Below are 25,198 nucleotides of genomic sequence, written 5' to 3'. Positions count from 1 at the left end.
CTACTTGTTCTACTTGTTCTACTTGTTCTACTTGTTCTACTTGTTCTACTTGTTCTACTTGTTCTACTTGTTCTACTACTTCTTCAGGCATAGTAGTTTCAACTACCACTACCGACTCTTCTGGTGGTGTTGAAGAGAGTAAGGATTTAGTTTGCTCTTGCTTTTCAGACCTCATCACGCCTTCACTAGTAGTTAACTCTTCTTCAGGAAATGCTGTTTCCACATGTAGCTTGTTTTCATTTTGATGTGGTTCTTCTTCTACAATGGAATTAGTGGTGTCTATATCGACTTTTTCTGGTACCGAATCAAGGATATGTGGATGTTCTTCAAGTACTGTATCTTCTTGCTGAACCACTTCAGTCTCCGTACTCACTTCTGGTTCTAATACTTCTAGCTCACGCGGGACTGTAGCTGCCACTTCTGTATTTCGTATATTCTCTGCTCTTAAGAATACTTCTAGCTGTTTTTCCATTGTTACACTTGGTCGCTTGGTTTCAATGACCTTACCGTAACCAGGTAAGGATGAAAGCAAGGACTCATCTTCATACATATTTTTTTTACGTTCTTTAAATCCGTAGACTGGAGAAGGGATCGATGTGGGCTTAAATTCTTTCTTTATTTTCGTTTTCTCCATTGCCTTCTCTTCGATTTTTTTATCTACTTTTATTTCTGGCCTACTATTATGTTTATGGCGATCAGGTCGGCGATAGCTTTTCTCTTCTGATTGTTCTTCATTTACTTGCCTAAATGATCTTCTTGTTCTAGTCTCTACATTCTTTTCAGAGCTCTGTGATGGCTGGTCTTGTCCATCTTCTATTAACGGAAAACGAAACTTCCCAGGCTTTGGGTATTGATAGACCATTCTAGGAGCGCTTTCTCGATTGCCCCCTTCTATGTACCCTACTTTTCTTTTATTATTTGGATCATGACTAATTTGTTTTTTCTCTTGCAAACTACTATCTTCTCTATTTTGTTTATCTATTTCTTCTTCACCGAATAAAGCTCCTTGGATTCGTTTCATCCATTGCTTCAAATTGTCCATTCTTCTCACTCACTTTCTTATTTAAATTGATTCCCACTACATGAGTAGAAAGAACCACTAGTTATCTCTAGTGGTTCCCTCAACGTGAATCAGCCTAGCTCATCGGAAAGGCTAATCCAACTTCATATGTGTCTTCTAGTACTAGAATCCCTTTTTCCTGCAGTGCATCAGGGAGAGCTAGTTCTTTAGCCGAACAAATCATTCCTGATGATTCCACACCTCGTAGAGCTGCTTCTTTAATGACAAGTCCACTCGGCATGACAGCACCCACTCGTGCTACTACGACTTTTTGCCCTTGATCCACATTTGGAGCACCACATACAATCTGTAGTCGCTCATCTCCTACATTGACGTGACAAATGTTTAATTTATCTGCATTTGGATGCTTAACTTTTTCTTCAACATAACCAACTACAAACTTTGCTTGCTTTTTTAAGGATATATTTAGGTCAAATCCATTTTCTTTAAATGCTTTTTGAATAAGGGCTTGTACATCTTCTGTTAATTCTACAGCACCGTTATCAACTAGCTCCCCATAAGTAGAAGCTTTAAACAAGTTGTAACCTAATGTTTCCCCTGAAACTTTATCATATATTCGAACAAGGTCACCTTTTGTCTCAAATGTACGGTTTTCTAATTCACCGTCTCGAATGACCATTATTAACGTATCTCCAACACCTTCAACATTATAGAACACATTCATTGTAATAAGTTCTCCTTATCCACTAAAATCAGCTTTTATCAATTCTTATTGTACCATAATCATTCTTTAGAAGATTACGGTTGTTGTGGTTTTTTATGAGCTAAGATAAAAGTTGGCTCTAATTCCCCATTTTCATACATGAAAGGAAGAGCTGTCACTGGTACTCGACCCTCTCCAAAAAACTGTAAAGCAATTTGTGCTAGCACATCGTACCCACTATCATTTTGAATATCTGCCATAATTAATACGTCTTGATGAGGGATGGCTACTGCTAATTGCCCCGTTACTTTCTTAGCCATTTTTGCTAATAAAGAAGGATCAAGTACGCGACTTGCATCGTATCCGTCTTTCGCTCGCAGGAAGTAAAATGTGTTTCCTGCTACTATATCTTCTTTTACCGGTTGCGGAAGAGAGCGAAGGTTAAATCGCGAAATTTCTTGTATCCTTTTAGCTGTAAGACCTGAGTCACTTGCCATCTTCTCATCTATCAGTGTATAGGCTTCTCCTAGATCAACAGCATAGTACACACGTGTTTCCGCTGTGTGTTCTTCAAACAAAAGAGCTAGGCCGTCTTTAGTCTCTTCGGGGAAAGAAGTTGACCGAATAACAGGAAAGATCTTATCTTCATTTCCGTTTAGAGACGGACGTTCACTCATAGAGTCAAGTCCCACTTCAATATAGCGAACGACTTCTTCTATAGAGTCATATTCTTCTCTTTCCCATTTTGCTAATAAGGGCTTTAAAGAAAGGGTGACCCCTTTATTGATATTAATATCTGTAATCCGTAAAGTTGATTCTTTATGGTTATAAGTGATAGAACGATCATCACGTTTTAATTTTTCCTCAAGCATTTTTCTGAATTTACGAAGTTCCATTACATACACTCTCCTTCATACCTAACAGTGTACCATGATCAAGAAAAGCTATCCAATGATTGAGTTAGAAGGATAGTCTTAAAAAAGAGCACTCACGATTGTGAGTACTCTAGTGTCTTATTCATAACTTTTTGCTTCAGCACTTGTTAAAAAGTTAACAATTTCTTCTTCTGTTTTACGATCTTTACTTACGAAGCGATCAACTTCTTTCCCATTTGAAAATGCTAAGAAACTCGGAATCCCCATAATCATGTGCTCCTGGCATAGTTCAATGAATTCATCACGATCTACATAATAAAATGAAAAGGATGGGAAATCGGCTTCAATCCTTGGCAAGATTGGTTCAATTACACGACAATCCGGACACCAATCTGCTGAAAACATAAAAACAACAGTCTCTGTTTCTGTTAGCTTTTTAAATTGTTCTACACTTGTTAACTTTTCCATTTAGCATTCTCCTTTATGATTGTTCTATCTTCATCTCTCCCATTTTAATATATCCTGCCTTTCTCATCCATTCTGAAATTCCTAAACTTATTAATGCTGGCAAAATAAAATATAACAGGAACACTGATATAGCCACCTCAAAAGTAAACCCCATATCAGTAAAAGTCATAATTGGCCCCACCAAACCACTTGTCCCCATTCCAGCACCAGCTGGATTATTTGTCATTTGAAACAAGGTTGTTGCAAACGGAGCAAGAACAGCCCCTGCTAATGTCGGAGGGATTAGAATAAGTGGATGCTTTACGATATTTGCAATCTGTAACATAGAGGTTCCAAGCCCTAATGCTACTAGACCAGACCATCCATTTTCTCTATAACTGCTAACAGCAAATCCCATCATTTGAGCAGCACATCCTACCGTGGCAGCGCCTGCAGCAATTCCTTCTAGACCAAGCATAATAGCAAGTGCTGCACTAGAGATCGGTGCTGTTAAAGCAAGTCCCATTAGAGTTGCAATTATGATTCCCATCAAAATTGGTTGTTGCTCAGTTGCCCACATAATTACGCTTCCAAATTGTGTCATTCCAGCATCAATACCTGGCCCAATAAGAGAGGCAATTGTAAACCCTGATATAATCGTGACAAGTGGTGTGACAATTATATCTATTTTCGTTTCACCTGACACTACTTTTCCGATTTCTGTTGCAATGACTGCTGCTACAAAGCTACCTGCTGGACCTCCAAGTTGAAATCCAGCTGCCCCACTAATAAGAGCAGCAAACAACACTAATCGAGGGGCTTTTAATCCATATGCCACTGCAACTCCAATTGCAGGACCGGTTAAACTCATTGCTAGCGTGCCGATCTCCTCTAAATAAGAAACACCAAGCTGTTCACCTGCTGTTCGAATGATTAATCCAATAATAAGTGATGCAAATAAGCCCAACGCCATATGGCTTAAACCTGTAATAACGTATGTTCTCCAATTCAAGTCAATTCCTTTTCTCTTTAAGAAACTACTCATTTTCTCTCCTACTCTCCCTTAGAGTTTAAATACAACATTATTATCATACCTACACTCTTTACATGTGACAAGACACTTTTTTCTTACTCGCAACTTACCTTATTATTCGTTTCCAAAGATCTCTTGCTTTATAATAGATAGAGAAAATGATGTAAGGGAGAGATTCAAATGGAACTTACGGTTTATTTAGCAGGGGAAATTCATAGTACATGGAGAACTGATTTAAAAGAGGCAGCTGCAAAACGTAATCTACCTCTTCATTTCACAGGTCCAATGGAAAATCATGATCGTTCAGATGATATTGGGGAAGAAATTCTAGGAGTACAGCCCAATAAAATGTTAAAAGATGAAGCTGCCTCAAGTATCAATAACTTACGTACACAAATTCTTCTTCAAAAAGCTGATGTAGTCATTGCTCTATTTGGTGAGACATATAAACAGTGGAATAGTGCGATGGATGCTGCAACTGCAATTGCTCTTCAAAAGCCATTAATATTGATCCGTCCTGAGTCATTACATCATCCTTTAAAGGAACTTGCTAATAAGTCACAAGTCGTAGTAGAAAACCCAGAACAAGCTCTGCAAGCATTATCTTACGTATTCGAAGAAAATTAATATTCATACAAAAAACAGGAAGCGCTACTTAAATGGCGCTTCCTACTATATTTAATGACTAAAAGGTTGATAATTGTATTCATATTGTCCATAAAGCATTTGAACGATATGGCTAAACATGGATTTACGCGTGAGTCGGCCCGAAGTTAGCACACCAATCGCTCCTTCTTTGTGACGAATGCGATGATCTTTCATCATTTCTCCCATAATAGTCCCTAGTTCTTGTCCATCCCTCAACTTCGCTTGAACTTCAAGAGGTAATGGAATTTTTGCTCCACTAGCTACCCAAACTTGTCCTGAATGGCTAGTCATTGCTCCCCAATTACAAAGCATTAATCCCGTTGATGTATCACTCACACCACCTTCAAGTCCTATGGCTAGCTTTGCATCGGTAATTGTTAATGCGTATTTTGCTCGGTTAATAGCCCCTTTCATCGTTTCTTCATCTGAAAAAGGTTGAGCAGAAACCCCTGAGGGTGCTTCCACACTTATGAACTCGAACGGCTCACGTACTAACGTTTCCATGACGGCATGAATTTTGGCTCTATTTTTTGTGCCAATGACTACTTTCATTCCGTTTTACCTCCCAAAGGTTCGTCTTTTAGTAGGACTACACGCCTTTTGTAATTTGATCTAACATATTTTTGTCGGTGGATTTAACCAATTTGACAACTAATTCCTTTGCTGCAGCATAATCGTCAATATGAATGATGGAAGCAGCTGTATGAATATAACGAGAACAGATTCCAATTACTGCAGATGGCACACCATTCCCTGTAGTGTGAACACGCCCTGCATCTGTTCCACCTTGTGAAATGAAATATTGATATGGAATCTTATTTGTCTCAGCTGTATCAAGAATAAACTCACGCATACCACGATGTGTAACCATCGTACGATCTAAAATACGAAGGAGTGCTCCTTTTCCCAGATGGCCAAATGCGTCTTTTCCACCTGTTGCATCATTAGCAGGACTTGCATCTAGGGCATAGAAAATGTCGGGCTTAATCATTTGAGCAGATGTAGCAGCTCCACGCAAACCAACTTCTTCTTGTACAGTAGCTCCTGAATAAAGAATATTTGGTAGCTTATCGTCCTTTAACTCTTTTAGTAATTCAATTGATAATCCTACTCCGTAACGATTATCCCATGCTTTAGCGAGGATTTTTTTCTCATTTGCCATTGGTGTAAAGGGACAAATAGGAACAATCTGTTGACCTGGCTTGATCCCAATTTTTTTCGCATCTTCTTTATCATCTGCACCAATATCAATATACATTTGTTTGATTTCCATTGGCTTTTTACGTTGTGATTCTTCAAGGAGGTGTGGAGGCGTTGAACCAATTACTCCAATTACAGGACCAGTATCAGTCATAATTTGTACACGTTGAGCAAGGAGAACTTGACTCCACCAGCCCCCTAACGTTTGAAAGCGAATTAACCCTTTGTCACTAATAGAAGTGACCATAAAGCCCACTTCATCCATATGACCAGCAACCATAACCGTAGGACCCGTTTCATCGCCTCGTTTCACACCAAAGATACTTCCTAAACGATCTTGAGCGATCTCATCTGTGTACTTTTCAAGCTCTCTCCGCACAAACTTTCTTACATCATGTTCGAATCCAGGTGCCCCTTGTAATTCTGTTAGTGTTTTAAATAAGTTCATTGTATCTTGATTCATTATAATCTCCTTTCGATTCCCGAAAAAAATATGTACATGTTCATTTTATCTGAATCCTTTTGCTATTGCCACAATGATTGACGAAAGGGTGGACATATTCCCTTATCGATGGAAAACGCTTTAAACTTTCTGTATACTAAACCTAGTCTTAGTTGTTTTTTGAAAGTTATTAATGTATTCATCTAGAAAGAACTTCTCTACCATCACAATAGAAGAGTGAAAGGATGATAAAAATGAGTATAAGACGATTTGCTTTAGGAATAGGTATTGGAGTTGTGGCTGGTTACTTCCTTCGTCCTAGCCTTTCAACTGAAAAAGTTTCTCCTGAGAAAGCATTAAAGATAGTGAAGAAAACCGTATCAGGATCTCATGCCATTTCAGGATCATGGATTCATATGATTCCAGAAACCGTTGAACGTGAGAATCTCCGCGTAGAAGTATACCGCGGAGGAATTTCTACAACAACTGAAACAGGAACAGTTCAATACGAATTCCTAGCAGATACTAAGACTGGCACTTTACTTGAATTAAAAGCAGCATAAAGAAGAAGAGCGGCTTCCCTACAAAGGAAAGCTGCTCTATTTATTAGGTTAAATAGGCATACTGCTTACGTTCAACTGATTCACTCACTTGACCTTCATCATCCCATTTGATTGCTCGATATTTATAATCATGATAGAACAAATACCAGGCATCCTTCTCTTTTGCAAACTGTTGCCACTTTTGTTTACCGAAGATTGAGTCTAGTGGAAAATCATCATAAGCAAGCACCCATAAAGGATTTGCATGCGCATGTGTAGGCATGATGTCTGCTAAGTGAATAAATGTTTCCCCCTCATGTTCAATGACTAGGATACAATGACCATTGCTATGACCGCCAGTATGAACTAACTTCACACCTGGAACTACTTCTATTTGCTCTTTAAATGTTTTAACTTGGGGTTCAATCGGCTTCCAATTTTGTTCCCAATATGTATTCTGTGATCGAATGTTTGGGTTTTTCATTTCATTCCATTCTATTTCAGAAGTACAAATGGTAGCGTTCTCAAAAGTTGGGACTAATTCTCCATTCACTTCTTTCGCTAAGCCAGATGCATGATCAAAATGCATATGTGTCATTAATACGATATCAATATCAGCAGTGGTTAACCCTAATTTTTCTAAATCATTTTCTAAAGTTGATTCCTCTTTAATTCCGTAATTTCTCTTTTGCTTGTCTGAAAAACGCCCATTTCCAATACCCGCTTCGATAAGAATGCGTTTTCCATCTTTTTCAATTAAAATAGGGTCTGTACGAAGTTCAATTTGATTGTCTTTATTATGAGGATATTTTCGACTCCATAACGGTTTCGGCACAACACCAAACATTGCACCACCATCCATATGAGTGACACCACCATTTAACCAAGTCATCTTCATGCCATTTCTTTGTAAATTCTCCACATGAAATCCCTCCTTTGATTAATTCTTCTTTATTTTATCACAATTCAATCTTTACGCACTCTGTTTCCAAATTTGAAATGGCTAAATAACAAAAAAACCCTTCCATAAGAAGAGTTTAGTTGTTATTAAAATGTGCTTCTAAACGATAAATTCTCATACCTTTTTTCGAGAATTTTTCTTCATATTCAGTCATAACATTACCTTCAACCGAACTTTTATGAAGATCAAGACTAACATCCTTAAAAGCCATCCCATAAGTAGACATACTATGAAGAGAGTATTCAAACAAACCTTGATTATCGGTTTTAAAATGAATTTCTCCCTCAGGTTTTAAAACATGCTTATAAAGAGATAAGAAATTCTCGTGTGTTAATCGACGTTTAGCATGACGATTTTTCGGCCAAGGGTCCGTAAAATTAATAAATAAACGATCTATTTCTCCTTCTTCAAAGAAATCGAGTAAGTTCTCTACATCTTCATTTAGAAATTTCACATTTGGCTGTTCTGTATCTCGTACACGTTCCATGGCCGAAATCAGAACACTATCATATTTTTCAATACCTATAAAGTTGATATTTGGATGTTGCTCGCCCATACCTGTAAGGAATTGGCCTTTCCCTGTACCAACTTCTACAAACAACGGTTGATCATTGTTAAAAATGTTGTTCCATTTATTTTTATGTTCTTGCGGGTTTTGGATAACGATCGATGGATATTTCTCCATCTCCTCTTTTGCCCACGGTTTGTGACGTAAACGCACCGTAATCACTCCTCAATTCTTTGACTCAATCATGTATTATAACCTTTCTAACTCATGTTGTATATGTTGAGTTATTCTTCTCAAAAGAATAGCATGCTAAAAATATGCACACTCTACTCTTAAAGTAGTTTAGTTTTTAGAAGGAGTGTTTTTATGCCTATTTCAAGTCAAGATAAAATCGGATTACTCTGTGACATCCTAAAAAATCAGGCTGATGAAGCTTATATGACTCAGGATGAAGCAACTCAGATTGAACGTTTATTACAATCGTTAAGCAACGACCCTTCACTCAATGAAGAAATAAAAGGAATTCTCATTGAAATGTCCCAACGCCACGAAATTAACCATAAACCATTTCAAGAACAAAACGTCGAACAATGGTTAAATGTTATGGATCATGCCACGTTCGACACCAATAAGCTCGATTCCCCAGGAAATAACTACAAATAATTATTTCCTTTTCTTTTTCCATCTTTAGTTGACACCATTTGCATACAAATGAAGGGCCTGATCTAAAAATGATCAGACCCTTTCCGTATAGTACTATCTGGAATCCTCTATTAATAAAGAATGAAGATAGTCTTTGAATTTTTCTACTTCCTCAAACTGCTTTCGCTCATAATGCCAAAGAATGACAGATATTGTTTGAGATACGACATACCAATGCATTCTCTCTCGTAGGGACTCACCTAATAATAATCCATATTCGCGAATCCAGTCTTCCCACTCATGTGGTGGTATATAAGAGTATAATAACAACCCTAAATCCAGCGCAGGATCAGCGACAGTGGCACCATCCCAGTCAATTAGGTAAAGATGTTCCTCTTCGTCTTGAATCCAATTATTATGATTGATATCACAGTGGCAAACCACATAGTGATCATAATCGACATGTTTCAATTGAGAAGCTAAAAAAGCCATTCCGGTTTCAATGATGTCATCTTCTACTTGATTTAATTGAAGTTGAATCCGAAGATTATCTACAATAACATCAGGTGATAATGGCTCATTCCCAATGCGTTTAAACATATCTAACAGTTCACTAGATCCATGAATTTTAGCTAAAAGCTCCGCAACTTTACGTTCCTTCATTTCATATGCTTTCAATTCACGACCCTTCACCCAACGTTGCGCCGTAACAACATCACCGTTTTCTAAACGCTTTGTCCAAAGTAGCTTAGGAACAATGCCTTCTGCAGAAAGAACAGCAAGAAATGGTGATGAATTGCGTTTCAGAAATACTTTCTGGTCACCTTGCTGGGCTATATATGCTTCACCTGTCGCTCCACCAGCTGGTTCCACCTTCCAGCCATCTCCTAAAAACATTTCCAACCAATTCACCCTCAATTTCCATTTACTTTCTTTTCACTTTACTACTTTATCTTCTTAGTATAGCGTATTTTGTCGTAATTACCTATGAAAAATTCAATCATTTTTATTAAATACTCCGAAAAAATAGTTATACAAGCACAAATACAATCGTTACTAAAAAGAAGCAGAGCTCGTTATCATATACTCTGCTACATTATTGTATGAAATTTTCATCCTATAGAATTGAATACCATGGTATCAAAGAAACACATTTATAGTCAATGTCTAAGCCCCCACGTTATCACTGCATTTCCCTCACATTTTATCTACATTGTTATAAAAAGCAATTGACAGAGTGATTGATGGTTTGCTTCAATATTTAAAGCCCCTTTAATAGGATGGATCATTAATGGGCTTACTATAATTAGATAGCCGATTCACCCGTTATATTTTTCGTAGTTATAACAATGAATGAATCGGTATTACTCACCATATAACTGGTAGTCGAACGGAGGATTTTATTAAATGAGTCAACAACACCCAAATCGTGCACGGTTACTTATTTCATGTCGTGATAAAGCAGGTATTGTATCTGCTGTATCTACGTTTTTACATCAGCATGATGCAAACATTGTTCAATCTGATCAATTCTCTACAGATCCACAAGGTGGTATGTTTTTTATGAGAATTGAGTTTGATTTAGGGACTGCAAGCCCTGATTTCCTTAGATTAAAACATGAATTCCACAGTCTCGCAGCAGAGATGGACTTGGATTGGAAAATGGAGTTAGCTGCTCGTAAAAAGAGAATGGCTATTCTTGTATCGAAAGAAGATCACTGCTTATTGGAGCTTTTATGGAGATGGCGCTCAGGCGAACTTCAAGTTGATATTCCATTAATTATTAGTAACCACCCAACCAATAAGCAAGTTGTGGAAAGTTACGGTATTCCATTTTTCCATGTGCCCGTCACTCGTGAAACCAAACAAGAAGCAGAGCAAGAAGCGATTCAATTACTCAAACAACATGATGTAGACTTTATTGTATTAGCTCGTTATATGCAAATTCTTTCTTCTACATTTGTTGATTCCTTCCCTCATCGCATCATCAACATTCATCACTCCTTTTTACCTGCCTTTATTGGGGCCAATCCATATGCTAAGGCCTTTGAACGTGGAGTGAAATTAATTGGAGCAACTGCACATTATGTAACCGATGATTTAGATGAAGGTCCAATTATTGAGCAAGATGTTTTACGTGTCAATCATCGCTACTCAACTCAAGAGCTTAGAGTAGCAGGAAGAAACGTAGAACGAATCGCCCTAGCAAGAGCAGTAGATTGGCACACTAACGACCAAGTCCTCGTCTACGGAAACAAAACAGTCGTCTTTTAAAAAGAAAAGCGAAGGCGACTGTACTGGCATGCGGTAAAATGAGGGGGAGCAATATGAAGTCGCATTTTGACTTCATTTGATTCACCGTTTTTATCCGCAGGACAAGGAGCGGTAGCACTTATACAAAAAAATCGATCCCATAGCTGGATCGATTTTTTACTGTAGTTTTTTAAGCTCTACGTTGATATAGTCTTCTTCTTCTTTTGTCATCGTAGGTGCAAGATAGATTAATTGCGCTCCGACATTAGCTTCCGGCAGAGCTAATTCCCCGTATTTTCTCACCCAATGCATCAATGCTTCAATTAGGCCTTTTTTGGCTTCCTTAACAGTATAACCAAAGCTCACACAACCTTCAGCCCCTACAATTTCAATCATAATTTCCGTTCGTCCTGACCAATCAGGTACTCTTTGTATCTGCCACGCGAAATCTTCTGCTCGGTAAGGTTCTCGCTGATACTCCCCCATCAAACAACCTCCCTTCTCTGAAATAAAATCCCGATATCTATATTTCTTTATCAAGTTATAAAGTAATAGAGGCACAAATAAAATCCCTATGCCTTGCATAGGGAACGTTTTACATCCTTACCTATTATACGGATTTTTTTATCTGAATTCAACGTCCGTTAATTAGTAGGAATTTTCAGTTTGCTTTAATTATCTGCTAGATCTTCTTGCATCCGCTTAAAACCCATCGTATGAGTTTGAGCTAATAAAATCTCTGCAATTTTTAATTGTTGATGTTTAATAGGAGTTGGGTTTTTCTTTAACTTTTGATGCCAATCCTCTACATTCCTGTGATCGATCAGTTCTGTTTTCGTACCCCCAATACGATGGTCAATCATCCCATTAGAGGTGAAAACTACCTTTCTTATTGGCACATGAATATCAGCTTCCTCTAAAATGGGCTGAATCACACCATTCATTCTAGATAGGGCTAATAATGGACTAATACGCTTTTTTCTCGTTTGATTCACATATTCAGTCCAAAAACGGTCTGAACTAGCCTCAAACACACTATGCTCATCACCATCCAAAACAGCTAAACAGATTACTTCATTAGGCGTAATTAAAATAATATCAAGTTCAATTGGAGCATTTCTAATATAGAAAACTGGACGATACATTAGAAAAAAATTATCTGGTAGTTGCTGAGAAAAAAAACGAAGGATCGTATCTTTTTTATACCTTGGATGTAATGATGATTCCTCTAATAAAGAAGAACTTGCCCACCTAAGTTGCGAATGAAATAAATCATCTAAAAATTGTTTTCTTAATTCATCAATAGTAAGATCTGCGTTTAATTCTTCGTTTTCAACTACGATATCTTCTTTGTTATATTTTCTAGATTTCCAATTTTTCATCTTAGCTACGGCTAGTGTGAATAAGTTTCCTTCTTTTTCTATAAACTCATCTTCATCTGAATTTATCTTTAAAGTACTCTTATCTTTAGATTGTAACTGTTCCCACTCTTGCTTAATATAATTCCACCGTTCTTTTTTCATTCTAGTAAATTGGCTAGGGTATCGATGCAAATCTGATTGATACCTAGATACATAGTCTTCTAGCTTGATTAAATGTGCCATCGTCATCCCCCCGACGTTTGGGCGAACCTGTCTAATAAAGAAATAGTACCATACCTTTTTATAAAATAGAATGAATCCGCCAATACTCACCTTTTTTTCCATGATTCACCCAAACATTTACATTATTGCCCTCTTAGAAAATGATCGTAACGATTATGGCTACTAAAATTGCACTAATAGTCATGGCAATTGAACTTGCCGCACCGTCTAATTCACTGTTTTCAAAGGCTTTCGCAGTACCAATTGCGTGGGAAGCACAGCCCATACCTATCCCACGACTGATGGGATGGTTAATTCTAAACCATTTGTAGAGAATCGAAGATAATACTACTCCACTAATTCCCGCAATCATCACAAAAACGGCAGCTAGGGGAGCAGCTCCGCCCAAGCTTTCTGCAACGTCCATTGCAACAGGTGTGGTGATTGATTTTGGTGCGATCGCCCCTACAATCATCACTTCAATACCTATCACTCTAGCTAATAAGACTCCACTAAAAACCCCAACCATAGCCCCAATTGTCACACTCACGATGATAGGTACGATAAATCGTTTTAACATAGATAACTGCTTATACAATGGATAAGCAAGAGCTACAACTGCTGCACCTAATAAATGGTCTAGCGAACTATTCCCCTGTTGATAAACACGGTAGTCAATGTCTACTAAAAGCAAGAACATGACAATGATTATGGTTGAAGTTAAAATCGGCAAGGTAAATGGATGTGAGAATTTCGTATACAGCCATCTTGACCCGACATATGTAACGATTGTTAATAGGAACATTCCTAGATAGATCGCCCATTCATTCATCTGGATTCTCCTTTCTCATAACGAGCCATTGGCTTATTAAACCGGATACTACAAAGACAATCATAGTACTTATAATTGTGATTACAACTAACCAAATACCTTCTCCCTTAAATACATTAAAGTAATTCATAACTCCTACCGTAACTGGGATAAACAATAATGGCATATGACGAATTAGCAATGACGTTCCGCTTTCAATAAAGGAAACAGGTAGGATTTTAGTTAAAAGAAGTATAAACAATAGGAGCATTCCAATAATGCTTCCTGGAATGGCTAAAGATAAAGCCTCTTGGATCCATATTCCGATTAAGTAAAAGCCATAAAGAATGCCTATATGCAGAGCCATTTGCAAAATATGTATTACTTTCACTTTCTACTCATCCCCAATCTGAAACCGTTCTATGATTTTATATTTGGGATTAACTCTAGGGTTTATTTCCATTAAACAGACTTCATCCACTCTCCATTCGGTTTTCGCATTTTTAAAGGGGCTGAGATAAACGGAGAACCGACTATCCCCCATCCATTTCTTTGCAATTGTCATATGCGGCCGATAAAGACGCTTGTCTGTTTTTAATTCTAGACCTGTGCAAACATTACTTATTGTTTGTTGTATCTCATGGAGTGCCCCTAGGTCTCCTTCGATTTCTACCCAAAGAATTCTAGGACTCTGTTCTGATCCAAATGTCTTTAGTTCGCTAAGGTTCAAGGAAAAGGGAGCAACTTTATTTAACTTTTGCATGGCTAGCCTCGTCTTTTCCCTCACCTGATTCACTTTTTCTTTAGATAATCCCCCTAAAAAAGCAACGGTAATATGCAAGTCTTCAGTATGTACCCACTGCTTAAATGAATAAGCTTCCATAAGTTCGCTTTGATTACGTTGATAGATATTTTGAATCATTTTACTAACAGGCACAGCTAAGAAATAATGGGGTTCAGTCATAAATAAACTCCTTCACTTAAGTGGTCTCATAATTGTATTGTATCAAATTGGATATTTTATATAAGATTAATTTTTTTCTCTTCTTTTCCTATCTTGTTAATAGGAAATCAAATCTCAGCTGTGATAAAATATAAGAAGAGAATAGAGGATAGGATGTGAAACAATGAGAGTAGTCAATAATATGGCAGATCTAATCGGTCAAACACCTCTTGTGAAGCTAAACCGTATTTCCCCAGAAGGGGGAGCTAAGGTTTATTTGAAAATGGAAATGATGAACCCAAGTGGAAGTGTAAAAGATCGTGCAGCATACAATATGATCATTGAAGCTGAAAAAAGCGGTCATCTAAAAGAAGGTTCAACAATCATTGAACCAACTAGCGGAAATACAGGTATTGGTTTGGCGATGAATGCTGCAGCAAAAGGGTACCGCGCGATTCTCGTTATGCCTGATACGATGTCATTAGAACGAATTAATCTTCTAAAAGCATATGGAGCTGAGGTAGTCTTAACAGAAGGCGATAAGAAAATGCCTGGAGCTATTGATAAAGCTCATGAGCTAGTCCGTGAAATACCAAATAGTTATATGCCGATGCAATTTGAAAATGACGCTAACACAGATGCACATCGTAAAACAACTGCATTAGAAATTAAAACAGCACTTGATAGTGTCAACGAATCATTAACTGCATTTGTCGCAGCTTCTGGTACAGGTGGAACGATTACAGGTACCGGGGAAGAATTAAAATGCTTCTATCCAGAAGCATCTATTCATGTCGTTGAACCAGCTGGTTCTCCAGTCTTATCAGGTGGTAAGCCAGGTCCCCATAAGCTAGTAGGTACAAGCCCAGGCTTTATTCCTCCTATTCTTAATGAGAATGTGTATGACGAAATTTTAAAAATTGAAGATGAAGATGCTTATCGAGTTACTCGGGAGCTAGCACGAAAAGAAGGTATTCTGGTCGGACCTTCTTCAGGGGCAGCTTGTTTTGCAGCAATGGAAGTAGCAAAAACGTTAACTCCAGATGATGTTGTAGTGGCTATTGCTTGTGACACTGGCGAACGCTACCTTTCAACAGACTTATTTCAATTTGATAAAGAGCAATAAATTAAAACGGAGATGTTGAGGATACCTCACCCATCTCCGTTTTTTTTATTTTGCTAACTCATACATCGCCTCTGCATAAATTGCCGTCGCTCTCATCAGGTCATCAATTAGAATGTATTCATCTTTTTGATGTGCGACATCTTCTCTTCCTGGAAACATTGGACCAAATGCCACCCCTACATCTAACGAGCGAGCGTATGTACCGCCTCCAATAGCAAGCAACGTTGCTTCTTCTCCTGTTTGACGTTGATACACTTCTTGTAAAACGTTCACAAGGGGATGATCTTCGTCTACAAAGCTGGGTGTCATATGATCAAGTAGCTCAAACTCAGCTTGATTTTGATCAGAGAATTGCTGTATAGACTCGATTACTTTTTCACCAGGAGCAGTTACTGGGTAGCGAATATTTAACCCAACCATCGCTTCCTTGTCTTTTTCAAACATTATTTTACCAACATTCACCGTAAGAGGGCCGGATATCTCATCTTCATGATTAATCCCTATTCTTGCTCCACCCGTATCACCATGAAACTGACTAGCTATATTATTAATAAAAGTCGGTATTCCTTTAACCGTTAGATTTGAAAGAAATTCTGCAAGATACAAACCTGCATTTAAACCTTTCTCTGGGGTCGAACCGTGGGCTGCCTTACCAATCAAAGTTAGGGTTAATTGAGTTTCACTGTGTTCATAAGTACCTTCTATTTTATTTGCTTCGAGATACGCCTGAAAAGCTTCAATTATTTGCTTAAGATCTTCCACATTCCCTGTCATTATAACCTCTGCTGATTCAGGTACCATATTCAATCGCTCACCTGACTTAAACAAGGAAAGCTCAACTTCTGAATTTGATTCCTGTTGTGAACGATAGTGTATATTGACATCCATAATTCCTTTTTCAGCATGAATAATTGGAAAGTCTGCATCAGGAGCAAAACCAACTGTCGGCATTTCTTCATGCTTAAAATAATGGTCTACACATCTCCAATTACTTTCTTCATCTGTGCCAAAAATAATTCGAATACGTTTATTAAGCTTAAGGTCGAGCTCCTTTAATAAGGTTAGAGCAAAAAAAGCAGCTATTGTTGGACCTTTATTATCAATCGCACCACGAGCAAAAATTTTTCCGTCGCGGATATCTGCTGAAAATGGGGGACTTGTCCAACCAGAACCTGCTGGAACGACATCAAGGTGGCAGAGTATCCCGACACTTTCGTCTCCTTCGCCATATTCTACGTAACCAGCATAACCGTCCACATTTTTTACAGAAAAACCATAATCTTTACCATTTGATAACATATGTGTTAATGCACGGTCAATTCCTTCTCCAAAAGGCTTATCATTTGAGGCTGTAGACTCGTCTAAAACACTGTTAATACGCAAAAATTCTTGAGTTTGATTAAGTAGTTTCTCCTTGCGTCTTTCTACTTCATTTTTCCAGTTAAAATTCATAATTAGAGTTCACCTCATTATAGATTCACAAAAAATCAAGCAAAACCTTTGCTAAATTGCAAGAATTATTATAAAATGTAAGCGTCGAGAGGGGTTCGATGAGATCATGTGTTTTTAACTCACTATCACGAACCAATATCAACATTACCTTGCTCCAAGATAAAAATCAAATGGTTTCCGCTACAACCAAGACATGTGTAATGCTCTTATGGCACTGTGATAAAATGCGTTGTAAAACGTCGTTGCTATTTATTACAGAGGTGACAACCAGGGGCCAGAAATAAAGACGCATATACATCTCCCTCTGACGGTAAGTGATCCGCTGAAGTTCTGCATAATTATGTCTAACCTGACATACAATGTGCCAAAGGACTTGGTCATGATTATGAATAAGGAGTGGTTTTTTGAAAACTTCAACTGATCGTATGCTGACCCGTATTAAATCCATTTACCTCTACATTAAACAAAGGGGGATCGTCACGACGACTGAATTGGTTGAAGAGTTCGGTATAACCCAACGTACAATCCAGCGTGACTTGAATGTACTTGAGTACAACAATTTAGTTAGCAGCCCTTCGCGGGGAAAATGGAGCGTGACAGATAGAAAAACACGCGTTTCGTAAGCACACTTTATTAGTGGCTAATAAGCTGGGTTCTAATTTCCAACTGAAAATGAATGTATGAAATCATGTTAAATACTTGAAGCCCCAAAAAGACGAAAGGAACTAGTCCTTTCGTCTTTTTGCGTTACTCCTGAAATAATGCTCGTTTATCCTCCTCCGTAAGTTCCCGACACTCCCCTACAGAAAGATGTTCATCCATTGGTAAGCCCCCTATCGCAATTCGCTTAAGAAAGGTTACATGTTTACCTACTGCTGCAAACATTCTCTTTACTTGGTGATATTTCCCTTCTGTTATCGTTAATTCGATTTCAGTTGTGGGATGAGAAGACAGCATAACAAGTTTCGCAGGCTTCGTTACATAACCATCTTCAAGCTGAACGCCCTGCTTAAATAATGCGATATCTTCTTCTGTAATTTGACCCTCGATTTTAGCATAATAGGTTTTTTTCACATGCCTTTTAGGCGACATTAAAGAATGTGAGAACTTACCATCATTTGTAATCAATAGCATTCCTTCTGTATCTTTATCAAGCCTTCCGACTGGAAACAAATCATAAATAAGATGTTCTTCCAATAGGAGATCTAAAACAGTACGATGCTGGTCATCCTCAGTGGCAGAAATAACTCCTTGAGGCTTGTTTAACATTAAGTATATATAAGGCTTATATTCTACCAGTTCCCCATGAACCGTCACCTCGGATGTGTCAGGATTCACTTGTTCCTTTCCATCTTTAGCAGGCTCGCCGTCAATCCGAACTCCACCGCTTTTTAATAATTTTTTTACTTCTTTCCTTGAACCGAACCCCATATTCGAGAGTAATTTATCAAGCCTCATCTAACTCACCTTTCTTTTCTTTCAACCTCTTAGCGATTTCTTTAGCAAATCCTCCTAGATCATCATCCAAATAAGAGTGCACCACCCCTGGTATAATTTGCCTCTCCACTTGAGCTGTTACACGATCTGGTAACTTTAACTCACGGGCTCTCTTTTCTAATCGAGCAATCATTTTCATGGTTTCTTCAGTTGCTAGTTGATTAGCAGCTAACACTTCCTCTTCCTTTAAAGAAATAAAGGTTATACTAGGAAATAATTTTTCTATCTTCACTCGTAGCTCATCATAAGCAGAAGGGACTGCAAATAACCCTTCTCCGTCCAAAAGCATCTGTTTAGCGTGCCCAACTAGCTTACATGGAAGTAAGCCTCTTCCACCAATCAAGGGTCGAACTTGCTCCTCCATTAAAGCCGTTGCAAAATGAACAATGAGCACATTTTTACTAAGTTCTTCTAAATGCTCTTCAAAAAAAGGCATGTAAGCATTTTTTGGTAAGCATATAATTATCATTTCAGCTTTATTAAGATCATCTTTATTTGCTTGCTTAGCCAAAGGGAACTGATCTACCAAATCCTTAACCGTCTCGGTATTTCTCCCATAAACTCTAACATCATCACAATGAATAAGTGTAAGAAGGGCTCTACTTAAGCGACCTGACCCAATGATGACAACCATTTTATCTCCTCCAATACTAAAGATAAAAGAAAGAGCTGCAATCAATTGATTAACAGCTCTTATGAAGCAAGTTCATTTGTTTGGAACATATAATGTCTTGTACGCATCCCTACATTTAAAACGATTCCTATGGCGAGCATATTCGTTATAAGGGAACTCCCCCCATAACTAATAAACGGCAGTGCAAGTCCCGTAATCGGCATTAAACCGATTGTCATAGCGATATTTTGGAAGACTTGAAAGACAAGTAAACCAATCACTCCAGCGACTAAATAGGTGCCATATAAGTTATTACATGTGAGCGCAATAATAATCATGCGATAAAACATTAAAAAATATGTGACGAGTAAGACGGTTGCTCCGATAAAGCCAAATTCTTCCCCAATCACCGTAAAGATAAAGTCTGTATGAATCTCTGGGATCGTATCACTTTGAGTCTGAACTCCTTGTAAATAGCCACTACCATACAGCTGACCTGACCCAATTCCCCGAATCGCTTGTGTTAATTGATACCCATAGCCTGAAGCATATCCTTCTGGGTCAAGCCATCCATATATACGTTCAAGTTGATGTGTTGCGATAATTTTAGTGAAGATATCGAAATAATGATTGTGAAGCCAAACGAGTGCCATGATTCCACCGACTGCTGATAATCCTAATGAAGCTAGAATTCGCCAAGCGACACCTGACATTAACAGCATTGTGGCTATAATACTAGCTATGACTAATGCTGTTCCAAGGTCTGGTTGCTGCAAGATAAGGAAGAATGGTGGCAAACCAACTGCTAACACTTTTGCAACAACAATCATATCCGACTTGAGATCTTTGTCACGTCTCTCTGTTGTAATCTTATAAAGTAAATGCGCAAGTGCTAGGATTACAAATATTTTTACAAACTCAGAAGGCTGAGGTTGCGCAAATCCTAAGTTCAACCAACGAGTTGACCCATTTCGAAATACCCCTAATGGCGTAAATGAAACGAGCATAAGCGCAACCATACCTATTGCATAAAGCGGAATAGAGAAGTTTTTAAAGAGATCATAATCCATCACCATCATGATGGCCATTACAATTGCACCTGCTACAAAAAACAGGATTTGTCTTCTTAGAAACAAGGTTGGATCACTACTAAAATACTGCCCAGACCCACTATAGATCGCAAGCAAACTAAAGCACATTAACACAAATAAGAGAAAGAGCAACGTGTAATCAATTTGTTGCAAATTTGTTTTACGTTCTTCCATTGTCGCCTCCAAACGAAACAACTACATTAATCGAATTTAGGCAGTCAACGGTTCTTCTTCTTGGTTAAGCCGCTTTTGCCGGATGTTATTTCTAGAAATATTTGCAAGAATCGCTATAGAAACTAACGTTACTAATAACGATGAGCCTCCATTACTAACGAGTGGTAACGGAATCCCTGTGATCGGTAAGAGACCCGTAACTGCTCCAATATTAAAAATAACTTGAATCGCAATTTGAAAGACAATCCCAAATGCTAACAAGCTGCCAAAAGGCGTTTTACAACGTGTACCGATCATTACCCCACGAAATAGGATTAGTGCGTGACAAATAAGGACAAATGCTACTCCAAGAAATCCTAGTTCCTCAGAAACTATCGCCAAAATGAAGTCAGTATGAGCTTCTGGTAAGTATAAAAGTTTTTGAACACTTTGACCAAGACCGGTTCCGGTTAATCCCCCATGTGCAATGGCAATATATGAATTTACTAATTGTAGCCCTGTACCAAATTGATCTGAAAATGGATCAGTAAATGATACTAAACGTTTGATTCGATAAGACTCTGTCACTGCTAGAGTGGCAAATAAACCTCCACCAACGATTCCAAGTCCGATTAAGTGTCTCCATCTTGCTCCTGAAAAGAAGACCACCAATAATGAAACGATCAGGATTGAGGTAGCCGTTCCGAGGTCTGGCTGAAGCATAATTAATCCGAAAATTACCGCTACAACGATCAGTGGTGGTAAGACACCTTTAACAAACTGATCAATATACACTTGTTTTTTGGAATAAACATGGGCAAGGTAAATAACAATCCCTATTTTCACAAATTCAGAGGGTTGTAAATTTAATGGGCCGAAGCGAATCCACCGTTGGGCCCCTCCCACTTCATGACCTAATGGTGTTTTAACTAAAATTAATGATACCACCATTAAACCAACAATCACTACTGTAAGTTTTCGATACAACCTGTAAGGAAAGTGCATGAAAAACAAAAAAGCAGGGATTGCAAGTAAAAACCATATAGCTTGTCTTGCAATAAAATGATATGGATTGTTAAATTTATCAATCGCCAATACATAACTTGAGCTAAATACCATTAACAGACCGAACCCAGCTAATAGGAACGTTGTAATGATAAGAACCCAATCATTATCTTTTGTAAAAGAATATTTCATCCGGTCCCCCAACTTGTTCAGTCGTTTTTTTGCTTTGACTGTTTCTAGCATCATTCATTATATCAAACGACTGAAATTAGAAAAAGGGGCTTTCGATGCCAACACTTGTCGAATTTTCGGCGATTAGACAAGTTTCTTTATATCCACCATAATTTCACTTTTTTAAAAAAGCTAATCGCATAGGCGATTAGCTTTTTTGATTTACTTTTTTTCGATTCAAAAAGCGGAATCGGTGACCTAATACTTTTTCAGCCAAGCCAGAACGGTATACTAGATACCCATATACGATGGCTCCAATACCAACACCGATAAACATTAAAATAAAACTATTCATACGTGTTTCTAGTGGCATGAATGCTTGAAGTCCATTTATCGCTAAGACAACCATTCCTGCCATCACAAGTGAAAACATCAGAACGAGCATAAAGCGTTTTAAAATAGAGGAGTAATCGAACTGTGCATAGCGTCCAATTGCCCATACGTTTATTGCGATTCCGACACTGAATCCCATATAAGTCGCAGTAATTGCCCCAACCGGCCCCATGGTGACAAGTAACAAATAGTTAAAAGCTAGCTTTACAAGAAGAGCTGCTACTAATGAGAGCACTGCCTGCTTTTGACGGTTCATCCCTTGTAAGATAGCAGCTGTTACAGAAAAAAGAGAGAAAAACAACGTCATTGGACCATAATAACGGAGAACCATTCCACCCAGATTTAAATCCTCAAGACCATAGAGAGAAGCAAAGACTGGATAAGCAAGAGCCGTCATTCCAACTGCTGCTGGTACTGAAATAAATAATATAATTTGGTACGTTTGAGTAATTTGTCTTTGCAGAGCATTGTGGTCACCAGAAGTAAACGATTTAGTAATCGTCGGCACAAGGGTAATCGATAATGCCGTTGCCAGTGCCATCGGGATTAACACAATCTTATGAACTGATTGATTAAGAACGCCAAAAAACGCTTCAGAATAAGTTTCATAAATAGTTCCATATAGTGCTCTGTTCACCGAAAATAAATCAATGTTTTGAAACAATGGAATTGCAAGACCTACAAATGATAATGGAAGGGCATAGGCAATTAACTCCTTATACATTTGAGGAAGAGTAAGGTTATGTCTTGTAGTGCTTTCTTCCACTTGCTTTAAGATATGCTTTCTTCTTTTAAACCAATAATATAGAAGAACTGCAAGTCCTCCAAGTCCTCCGACGAATGCTCCAAACGTAGCAAAACCTACTGCTAACCCAATGTCGCCATTTCCAAACCCTACAATTGCATAGGCCATTGCTAAGATAAAGAAGATGCGGACAAGTTGTTCAACCACTTGAGATACACTAGTTGGTCCCATTGATTGAAACCCTTGGAAATACCCACGAATGACCGCCATAACTGGGACAATGATTAATGCTACACTAACCATTCTGATGGTAAAGATCACATCAGCATACGTGTTTCCTCCTTCGATTTCTCTGGGAAGAATAAGTGGTGTGATGACAGGCGCTATTAAAAATAACGTTAAAAAAGCAAGAAAGCCAGTAATAGACATAAAGATAAGTCCAGACTTAAAAAGTTTATGACCTGTTTCATAATCACCAAGTGAATGATATTTAGATACAAACTTCGAGATTGCTAAAGGTACACCCAACGTTGCTAAGCTTAAAATAACAACATATTGAGAATAACCATATCCATATAAACCAAGCCCTACTTGTCCCACTAAAGCAGCAAACGGAACAATGTATACAAAACCCAGTATTTTTGAAATAAGCGTCGCGGCTGTTAACACCATCGTGCCACGCATTAGTTTTTGATCAGCCATTTTTTCCTCCTACCTTTATTCGAGGGTTGAAATGAAATTTAACACTAGTAAGCATTGTAGCATAGAGATACTAGAAATATTTAACCATTTTATAAAAAAAGAAGTAAGAAATTTGAGCCACCTCCACCCTACCTTCCTTTTCCCTTTAAAAGATGCTACTCTAAAACAATCAATTAGACGAATCAGGTGATAAAAATGAATCAACATGTAATTGTAATTGGTGGAGGTCCTGCGGGGTTAATGGCTTCCATTGCTGCTGCCGAGCACGGTGCTTCCGTCACTTTACTTGATAAGGGAGATAAACTCGGCCGGAAATTAGCTATATCTGGTGGGGGACGTTGTAATGTGACCAATCGGATGGACCTACAAGATTTAATTGCCCACATCCCGGGTAATGGTCGTTTTATGCATAGCCCTTTCTCCGTATTCAATAATGAAGATATTATTGCTTTCTTTGAAGGACTTGGCATTGAGTTGAAAGAAGAAGATCGTGGTCGAATGTTCCCTGTGAATGATAAAGCCACAACGGTCGTTTCCACTCTCCTCAACCGGGTACGTGCTCTTAAAGTAAACATTCGTACGAATACAAGCGTTCAATCACTAGAATATGACGCTGAACGAGTGTGTGCGGTGAAGTTAAAGAATGGTGAACGGATCCAAGCTGATGCAGTTATAGTAGCTACCGGTGGAAAATCTGTTCCTCATACCGGGAGTACAGGAGATGCCTATCCATGGGCAGAGAAGGCAGGACATACAATCACTGAGCTTTACCCAACTGAAGTCCCTATTACATCAAATGAACGTTTTATTAAGTCGAAAGAACTTCAAGGGCTTTCCTTAAGAGAGATCCACCTCTCTGTCATTAACCCTAAAGGAAAAGTAATAAAAACGCATGAGGGAGATATGATTTTTACTCACTTTGGTATTTCCGGTCCGGCCGCTTTACGTTGTAGCCAATATGTAGTAAAAGCTTTGAAAAAGTTTAAAACGAAAACAATCGAGATGCACATTGATCTTTTTCCTACTACCCATCAAGAGTTGCTCTTTCAGGATCTAATTAAACGAGTAAAAGAAGAACCTAAGAAATCACTAAAGAACTTATTAAAAGGTTTTGTTCCTGAACGCTTTTTATTATTTATGCTAGATCAATTAGAACTTGATGGTACACAACCTGCCAACACTTTTTCGCATGATCGAATCCGTGATGTTGCTAGCTTTTGCAAATCCTTTTCCTTTCAAGCGAATGGGACTTTATCAATTGAAAAAGCCTTTGTAACAGGTGGCGGGGTGTCTGTAAAAGAAGTTGAACCTAAAACGATGCAATCGAAAAAGAAAGCGGGGCTCTTTTTTTGCGGAGAAGTCCTTGATATACATGGTTATACAGGGGGTTATAACATTACTTGTGCTTTCTCAACAGGTTATACGGCAGGGAAATCCGCTGGGGAATTAGTATCTCAAAAATAAAGCTATTATTAAGTTATACACATTTCCACAGTTAAACCTCCTTAATAAACCAATAACAATTAAATTTAAACGCCACAGGCTGTGCATAACTATTTTTCTATCCACAAGTTATGCACAATCTGTTAGTATTTTCTGATAATTTGTTGATAACGCTTTCTTTATCTACAGGTTTAT

The 25,198-nt window shown here is 38.1% G+C and carries 28 protein-coding genes; 7 read left to right on the top strand and 21 right to left on the bottom strand.

Annotation, left to right across the window (positions count from 1 at the left end; genetic code table 11):
- From RYX56_RS18735 to RYX56_RS18715, 5 genes are all read right to left on the bottom strand, one after another.
- Positions 1–1,042: hypothetical protein (locus RYX56_RS18735; RefSeq protein ID WP_317123568.1), on the bottom strand; the 1,042-nt coding region annotated here is incomplete at its 3' end.
- Positions 1,043–1,136: 94 nt separating this feature from the next.
- Positions 1,137–1,745 (bottom strand): YtpR family tRNA-binding protein, encoded by a 609-nt coding sequence (ytpR, locus tag RYX56_RS18730; RefSeq protein WP_317123567.1) that lies wholly within the window; start codon positions 1,743–1,745, stop codon positions 1,137–1,139.
- Positions 1,746–1,819: 74 nt separating this feature from the next.
- The gene (locus tag RYX56_RS18725; protein WP_317123566.1) at positions 1,820–2,620 is read right to left on the bottom strand and encodes a DUF1444 domain-containing protein; all 801 of its coding nucleotides are present in this window, start codon (positions 2,618–2,620) and stop codon (positions 1,820–1,822) included.
- Between the two features lie 117 nt (positions 2,621–2,737).
- Positions 2,738–3,067, bottom strand: coding sequence for a thioredoxin family protein (locus RYX56_RS18720; protein ID WP_317123565.1), 330 nt, complete (start codon positions 3,065–3,067; stop codon positions 2,738–2,740).
- Positions 3,068–3,080: 13 nt separating this feature from the next.
- Positions 3,081–4,091, bottom strand: a complete 1,011-nt coding sequence (locus RYX56_RS18715) for a PTS sugar transporter subunit IIC (protein WP_317123564.1) — start codon at positions 4,089–4,091, stop codon at positions 3,081–3,083.
- Positions 4,092–4,259: 168 nt separating this feature from the next.
- On the opposite strand from RYX56_RS18715, the gene RYX56_RS18710 reads away from it, so the two are divergent.
- On the top strand, positions 4,260–4,706 hold the full coding sequence (locus RYX56_RS18710) for a YtoQ family protein (protein ID WP_317123563.1): 447 nt from the start codon (positions 4,260–4,262) through the stop codon (positions 4,704–4,706).
- Between the two features lie 51 nt (positions 4,707–4,757).
- Here the strand turns inward: RYX56_RS18710 and RYX56_RS18705 are convergent, their stop codons facing one another.
- Positions 4,758–5,279 carry a DUF84 family protein gene (locus RYX56_RS18705; RefSeq protein ID WP_317123562.1) on the bottom strand — a complete coding sequence of 174 codons (522 nt, stop codon included), beginning with the start codon at positions 5,277–5,279 and terminating at the stop codon, positions 4,758–4,760.
- Between the two features lie 37 nt (positions 5,280–5,316).
- Positions 5,317–6,390 (bottom strand): M42 family metallopeptidase, encoded by a 1,074-nt coding sequence (locus RYX56_RS18700; protein ID WP_317123561.1) that lies wholly within the window; start codon positions 6,388–6,390, stop codon positions 5,317–5,319.
- A gap of 233 nt (positions 6,391–6,623) precedes the next feature.
- Here RYX56_RS18700 and RYX56_RS18695 point away from each other — a divergent pair, with 233 nt between their 5' ends.
- On the top strand, positions 6,624–6,932 hold the full coding sequence (locus RYX56_RS18695; protein ID WP_317123560.1) for a PepSY domain-containing protein: 309 nt from the start codon (positions 6,624–6,626) through the stop codon (positions 6,930–6,932).
- Positions 6,933–6,975: 43 nt separating this feature from the next.
- On the opposite strand, the gene RYX56_RS18690 is transcribed toward RYX56_RS18695, so the two are convergent.
- Both RYX56_RS18690 and trmB read right to left on the bottom strand, forming a co-directional pair.
- Positions 6,976–7,833: a YtnP family quorum-quenching lactonase gene (locus tag RYX56_RS18690; RefSeq protein WP_317123559.1), complete on the bottom strand. Its 858-nt coding sequence runs from the start codon at positions 7,831–7,833 to the stop codon at positions 6,976–6,978.
- Between the two features lie 115 nt (positions 7,834–7,948).
- Positions 7,949–8,593, bottom strand: a complete 645-nt coding sequence (gene trmB / locus RYX56_RS18685; RefSeq protein WP_317123558.1) for a tRNA (guanosine(46)-N7)-methyltransferase TrmB — start codon at positions 8,591–8,593, stop codon at positions 7,949–7,951.
- Between the two features lie 153 nt (positions 8,594–8,746).
- On the opposite strand from trmB, the gene RYX56_RS18680 reads away from it, so the two are divergent.
- Positions 8,747–9,043 carry a YtzH-like family protein gene (locus tag RYX56_RS18680; RefSeq protein WP_317123557.1) on the top strand — a complete coding sequence of 99 codons (297 nt, stop codon included), beginning with the start codon at positions 8,747–8,749 and terminating at the stop codon, positions 9,041–9,043.
- Between the two features lie 93 nt (positions 9,044–9,136).
- Here the strand turns inward: RYX56_RS18680 and RYX56_RS18675 are convergent, their stop codons facing one another.
- On the bottom strand, positions 9,137–9,919 hold the full coding sequence (locus RYX56_RS18675; RefSeq protein WP_439108513.1) for a phosphotransferase: 783 nt from the start codon (positions 9,917–9,919) through the stop codon (positions 9,137–9,139).
- A gap of 510 nt (positions 9,920–10,429) precedes the next feature.
- On the opposite strand from RYX56_RS18675, the gene purU reads away from it, so the two are divergent.
- Complete coding sequence (gene purU / locus RYX56_RS18670) at positions 10,430–11,296, top strand: formyltetrahydrofolate deformylase (protein ID WP_317123555.1); 867 nt, start codon at positions 10,430–10,432, stop codon at positions 11,294–11,296.
- Between the two features lie 156 nt (positions 11,297–11,452).
- Here the strand turns inward: purU and RYX56_RS18665 are convergent, their stop codons facing one another.
- The 5 genes from RYX56_RS18665 to thpR all read right to left on the bottom strand — a co-directional run bounded on the left by RYX56_RS18665 (position 11,453) and on the right by thpR (position 14,633).
- Complete coding sequence (locus RYX56_RS18665) at positions 11,453–11,761, bottom strand: type II toxin-antitoxin system HicB family antitoxin (protein ID WP_317123554.1); 309 nt, start codon at positions 11,759–11,761, stop codon at positions 11,453–11,455.
- Positions 11,762–11,946: 185 nt separating this feature from the next.
- Entirely contained in the window at positions 11,947–12,879 is a 933-nt protein-coding gene (locus RYX56_RS18660) for an NERD domain-containing protein (RefSeq protein ID WP_317123553.1), read from the bottom strand.
- A 133-nt stretch (positions 12,880–13,012) separates the two neighbouring features.
- Positions 13,013–13,690 (bottom strand): LrgB family protein, encoded by a 678-nt coding sequence (locus tag RYX56_RS18655; RefSeq protein ID WP_317123552.1) that lies wholly within the window; start codon positions 13,688–13,690, stop codon positions 13,013–13,015.
- A complete protein-coding gene (locus tag RYX56_RS18650; protein WP_317123551.1) occupies positions 13,683–14,060 on the bottom strand; it encodes a CidA/LrgA family protein in 378 nt (125 codons plus the stop codon). Before RYX56_RS18650 ends, RYX56_RS18655 begins: the two co-directional genes overlap by 8 nt.
- 3 nt (positions 14,061–14,063) lie before the next feature.
- Positions 14,064–14,633 (bottom strand): RNA 2',3'-cyclic phosphodiesterase, encoded by a 570-nt coding sequence (gene thpR / locus RYX56_RS18645; protein WP_317123550.1) that lies wholly within the window; start codon positions 14,631–14,633, stop codon positions 14,064–14,066.
- A 163-nt stretch (positions 14,634–14,796) separates the two neighbouring features.
- On the opposite strand from thpR, the gene cysK reads away from it, so the two are divergent.
- Entirely contained in the window at positions 14,797–15,738 is a 942-nt protein-coding gene (gene cysK / locus RYX56_RS18640) for a cysteine synthase A (RefSeq protein WP_317123549.1), read from the top strand.
- A 45-nt stretch (positions 15,739–15,783) separates the two neighbouring features.
- On the opposite strand, the gene pepV is transcribed toward cysK, so the two are convergent.
- Entirely contained in the window at positions 15,784–17,193 is a 1,410-nt protein-coding gene (gene pepV / locus RYX56_RS18635; RefSeq protein ID WP_317123572.1) for a dipeptidase PepV, read from the bottom strand.
- 401 nt (positions 17,194–17,594) lie between these two features.
- On the opposite strand from pepV, the gene RYX56_RS18630 reads away from it, so the two are divergent.
- The gene (locus RYX56_RS18630; protein WP_047973898.1) at positions 17,595–17,813 is read left to right on the top strand and encodes a DeoR family transcriptional regulator; all 219 of its coding nucleotides are present in this window, start codon (positions 17,595–17,597) and stop codon (positions 17,811–17,813) included.
- Between the two features lie 124 nt (positions 17,814–17,937).
- On the opposite strand, the gene RYX56_RS18625 is transcribed toward RYX56_RS18630, so the two are convergent.
- From RYX56_RS18625 to RYX56_RS18605, 5 genes are all read right to left on the bottom strand, one after another.
- Positions 17,938–18,648 (bottom strand): pseudouridine synthase, encoded by a 711-nt coding sequence (locus RYX56_RS18625; protein WP_317123548.1) that lies wholly within the window; start codon positions 18,646–18,648, stop codon positions 17,938–17,940.
- A complete protein-coding gene (locus tag RYX56_RS18620) occupies positions 18,638–19,321 on the bottom strand; it encodes an NAD(P)-binding domain-containing protein (protein ID WP_317123547.1) in 684 nt (227 codons plus the stop codon). The genes RYX56_RS18625 and RYX56_RS18620 overlap by 11 nt, the downstream gene beginning before the upstream one ends.
- A 59-nt stretch (positions 19,322–19,380) precedes the next feature.
- Positions 19,381–20,565: a rod shape-determining protein RodA gene (gene rodA, locus RYX56_RS18615; protein ID WP_317123546.1), complete on the bottom strand. Its 1,185-nt coding sequence runs from the start codon at positions 20,563–20,565 to the stop codon at positions 19,381–19,383.
- A 36-nt stretch (positions 20,566–20,601) separates the two neighbouring features.
- On the bottom strand, positions 20,602–21,741 hold the full coding sequence (gene ftsW / locus RYX56_RS18610) for a putative lipid II flippase FtsW (RefSeq protein WP_317123545.1): 1,140 nt from the start codon (positions 21,739–21,741) through the stop codon (positions 20,602–20,604).
- A gap of 187 nt (positions 21,742–21,928) precedes the next feature.
- Positions 21,929–23,560, bottom strand: coding sequence for a putative polysaccharide biosynthesis protein (locus tag RYX56_RS18605; protein WP_317123544.1), 1,632 nt, complete (start codon positions 23,558–23,560; stop codon positions 21,929–21,931).
- 195 nt (positions 23,561–23,755) lie between these two features.
- On the opposite strand from RYX56_RS18605, the gene RYX56_RS18600 reads away from it, so the two are divergent.
- Positions 23,756–25,024, top strand: coding sequence for a BaiN/RdsA family NAD(P)/FAD-dependent oxidoreductase (locus tag RYX56_RS18600; protein WP_317123543.1), 1,269 nt, complete (start codon positions 23,756–23,758; stop codon positions 25,022–25,024).
- The last annotated feature ends 174 nt before the right edge of the window (positions 25,025–25,198 follow it).

It is taken from the genome of Alkalihalophilus lindianensis (assembly GCF_032843265.1).
Lineage (GTDB): Bacteria > Bacillota > Bacilli > Bacillales > Bacillaceae_D > Alkalihalophilus > Alkalihalophilus lindianensis.
The sequence above is the reverse complement of the archived record's forward strand: the minus strand, read 5'-3'. Positions and strand labels throughout refer to the sequence as shown.